Consider the following 4,247-nt stretch of genomic DNA (forward strand, 5'->3'; position numbering starts at 1 on the left):
TTTAACTTCCAGATCAATTACAACAAGAGCCGTAGCGGGGTGGTTGATCCTTTATACAATGGTAACATAGCAGAGACGTATTGGAAAACAAGCAACGATAATACCATGAGACGTTATGCCTACACCTATGATGCATTGAACCGGATCACCTCCGGGAAGTTTAACGGTGGCGGGCAGACGGACCGTTATACGGTAGAAGGGATTACCTATGATAAGAACGGGAATATAGAACATTTAACCCGCAGGGGACACGTGAACAGCGGCGCCACTTCTTTCGGGGTGATGGACAACCTGGCTTATACCTATGATACGGGTAACAAGCTTTTAAAAGTAACGGACAGTGGTAACAAGACCTACGGATTTAAGGACGGGACCAATACGGGCAACGATTATACCTATGATGCCAACGGCAATTTACTGACGGACGCTAATAAGGGGATCACCGGGATTAGCTATAATCATTTAAATCTTCCTACCCAGGTCAGTTTCGGCAGCAATAAAATTGCTTATATTTACGATGCCTCGGGAACCAAATTAAAGAAAGAGGTTACCCAGGGAAGTTCTGTGACAGCAACGGAGTATGCCGGGAACTATATCTATGAAAACGGGCAGTTGCAGTTTTTTAATACCCCGGAAGGTTATGTGACTAAGGAGAACAATACGTATACGTATGTTTATCAGTATAAAGATCATCTGGGGAATGTACGATTGTCCTACACCAATACGGGGACAGCAAGTGCCCCGCAACTGGAAATTATCGAAGAGAATAATTATTACCCATTTGGCCTGGAACATAGAGGGTACAATAATCAGATCAATGGCCCGGAAAATAACTATCAAACCTACCAGGGCAAAGAACATCAAAAAGAACTTAGTCTGAACTGGCATGACTTTGGGGCAAGGAATTATAATGCAGCTATTGGTAGATGGATGTCTCCCGATCCGTTGTCGGAAGAGTTCCCGGAATGGTCACCCTATGTTTTTACATACAATAACCCTATAAAATGGACTGACCCAACCGGGATGGCGCCAGAAGACATAGTTATCCGAATGTTAAATGAACAAGGTAAATCGGTAGAGGCGTTTAGAATACATACAGATTTAATTGAAACAGAAGTCAATTTAGAATCTAATGGGTTGACTTATACAGGAACAGAAACGACAAATGTTTATTTTGATGACAAATTAACAGACTATACCGAAAAATTAGGTGGTAGTGAGTATTTACCGGATGCTTTGTCTATAAATGCAAGTGCAGAAGCTGCATATAAAGGAGGAGCGCAACTTGAAGTTTCTGTATTAGGTATTTTGAAAGGAGAAAACAAAGGAGATTTTGGTGTCACACTTCAAATGAATGGTCTAATGGGAGTTGAAGGAGGTATAACAGGTACTCTAACAGGTTTTTATGCTACACAGCCTAATCCGGATTTAGATGTTTTTAAAGGTGCTGAAATGGGCTTGCAAGCAGATGTTAAAGCTTTTGGTCCAGCTTCCATAGCAGGAGCGTATCATCGAGGAGTTGAGTTTCAGAAACCTTTTGACAAAAATTGGAATTGGAGAGGATTTACAAAGACGACATACGAGGCTATTTCTTTGGGTGTTTCAGGAGGAGTAGTGCCTTTGCCTGTGAGTTTTTCGGGTTATCTGGGTGTGTCAGATTACATTTATAGGTCAGACAAATGAGAAAAAAATATATAACATCTATAATACTAATCTTGTTGATATTGTTCATTATGGGGTATTTGTACTTCCCAAAGAATACCGCATCTCCTGATAAATATTTTTCAGAAGAAAAACCTGCCAAAATTTATTTGGAATTTAAAAAGGGTGGCAATTTAGAATATCATTCCAAAATACCAAATGAGATAAGTGTTATTACTGACGAAGATACTATTAAACACTTCTATGAAATGTTTGAGTCTTTGGATTTTGATTTATGGGCTCGACACAGGGGAGATAGGGATTACAGTGTCTATATAAATATTGGGGAGCATAGAAGCAAAAAATATTTGATTAAAATGAGTCGTATTAATGGAGGCTATGTGTTTTTCTTTGAAGACGGTTTATATAGAAATGACGATTTAGCTAAACGTATAAATGAACTACTTAAAATAAGTTCAAATTAATTCTTACTTAGTGTAAAAATGCTAAAGCCCCGCTCTACGAAGTGTTCTGTGCTCTGCGAACGTCTCCGACTTCGCAGCTCACTGCACATCAAGGACAGGCCAAAACGTCATGCTCCTCTCTGAGGGGCTTCCAAAATGATGTTGAACCACATTTTTGTAACTTGTTTAAAGCCTTTTGATTGACCATATCATTGCAGGGATAAATGAAGTGAGACTTATGAGTAACCGGGATACACCCCGGAGAGGCGTCTTTCGTTTTTTTCTTTTTATTGAAGATTTGGGCAGCGAAGTTGCAAACTCGCTGAGCGGGTGTTAAAATGAATGTTACAGAAGGAACAGGCATAAATGGGTTAAAAACTTCCAAAAATCAGATGGATGCATACACTAAAATGAGAATGCACGACCTACAGGAATCGCGTAAATCTAATTTACTTAACAAAACCCTAAGAGATATTAAAAGGTTAAAATAATGAGCATATCAATTTTTAATAACTTAATAGGAGGCAAAGAGTTTTGTTTTCAAGCAAAAAATCAAAACATTGAAACTGCTTTAAAAGAGATCTCTTACTATGTCAGTGATGGTACAATAAAAAGTAAAGAAGAAAAGGAAATTTATTATGGTAAAATTAATGATAGAACTTTTAGCTTGAACAAAAAGAGACTACTTCATACATTTGGGATGGATATGCTATATAATGTAAAAGGAATTACTGAAGAGAATAGACAAGGAGGAATAACAATAAAATACAAATTTAATCTTATTAATTTTAATTTTAAACATTTTGTATATGTGGTTATGCCTACACTGATCTTGATATATATCTTGTCTAATTACGAAATTCAATATCAGCTTTTTTCGCTTTTATATTTTGTGACATCCGATTTTCTCCTTAATGTTAAAAAGCGAATTAGGATAAATGGATATCACGAACACTTTGACCTCTTTTTGAAGAGTGTACTACAAACACGGATATAAAAAGCAAGGTATGAGAGTGATATTATTAATCTTATTTTATGCAGTTTTAAGTCAAAACTCATTAGCTTTTCAAATTGATTTAAAGTACACAATTGAGAGTATTGATATTAAGGAAAGAGAATTTTTAAACATAAATTGTGATTTTGGAGAAAAACAGATCGATTCATTAAAAAAATATTCTAATCCGGACAAGAATTTTTCGATTACCGTACCAGGAGATTATATTATTTATGAGCAAGAAACAGGCGATAGTATATTTAGTCTGATTATAGATAATCCAAAAATATCCTTTAAAAAGATGTCTATTTTGAATATAATTGAATTTTCACAAAGAAATGCAAAAGAACAATTTCTTTTAGATTATTTCATTTTACAGGGTGACACGATATTAAATAAAAATATTATAACGGGAAAGAGCAGATTAAACAACCAAAATTGTTATTGGATAAAATATAAATATTTAACCAACGAACATGAAATTAAATATTCTTGTGTTATTTATATTAGAAATCTTATTAGCAATAGAAATTTCATTTTTAATATTACGGGTTTTGATGAGGAATATTTTGAGCAATATCTCTGTCAATATAAAACTATAATAAAGAGTGTCAAATGGGTGAATAATGAATAACTGCCCTGCTCTACGAAGTGTGCCACATGCTCTACGAAGGTCTTCGACTTCGCAGCCCATTGCACATCAATGACAGGCCAGTGCGTTACGCTCCTCTCTGAGGGGCTTCCAAAACGGTGTTTTCATATGGTTGAACCATGTTCTTGTAACTTGTTTAAAGCCTTTTGATTGACCAGGTCATTGAGCGATAAATAAAGTAAGACTTATGAGTAACCGGGATACACCCCGGAGAGGCGTTTTTCATTTTTTTCTTTTTATCGAAGGTTTGAGCTGCGAAGTTGCAAACTTCGTTGAGCGGGTCACCCGGAAATGCTCCCGATCCCGATGTTTATCTGTTTATCGGGACGGTGGCGGAAACTGCTGGAATTTTTATTCCCCGGCAGGCCCGGATAGCCTCATGTAAGAGGTTGTGTTAACCGTGGATATTCCGGTGATGCTGACCCCTCATTCCGGCCATACTGACCCTCTAAGGATTTTGGTCAAAAAAATAAGTTACTGACAATATTACAGTTTT

The 4,247-nt window shown here is 36.6% G+C and carries 4 protein-coding genes; all 4 read left to right on the plus strand.

Annotated features, from left to right (window positions below; all coding sequences use genetic code 11):
• On the plus strand, nucleotides 1-1,683 hold a 1,683-nt coding region (locus BT112_RS21340; protein WP_139276354.1), incomplete at its 5' end, for an RHS repeat domain-containing protein.
• Nucleotides 1,680-2,126: a hypothetical protein gene (locus BT112_RS21345; RefSeq protein ID WP_139276348.1), complete on the plus strand. Its 447-nt coding sequence runs from the start codon at nucleotides 1,680-1,682 to the stop codon at nucleotides 2,124-2,126. The genes BT112_RS21340 and BT112_RS21345, both read left to right, overlap by 4 nt.
• 469 nt (nucleotides 2,127-2,595) lie before the next feature.
• Entirely contained in the window at nucleotides 2,596-3,102 is a 507-nt protein-coding gene (locus BT112_RS21350; RefSeq protein WP_072319477.1) for a hypothetical protein, read from the plus strand.
• Between the two features lie 10 nt (nucleotides 3,103-3,112).
• Entirely contained in the window at nucleotides 3,113-3,733 is a 621-nt protein-coding gene (locus tag BT112_RS21355; RefSeq protein WP_072319478.1) for a hypothetical protein, read from the plus strand.
• The last annotated feature ends 514 nt before the right edge of the window (nucleotides 3,734-4,247 follow it).

Source organism: Sinomicrobium oceani, from assembly GCF_900119185.1.
In the GTDB taxonomy this organism is placed as follows: Bacteria; Bacteroidota; Bacteroidia; order Flavobacteriales; family Flavobacteriaceae; genus Sinomicrobium; species Sinomicrobium oceani.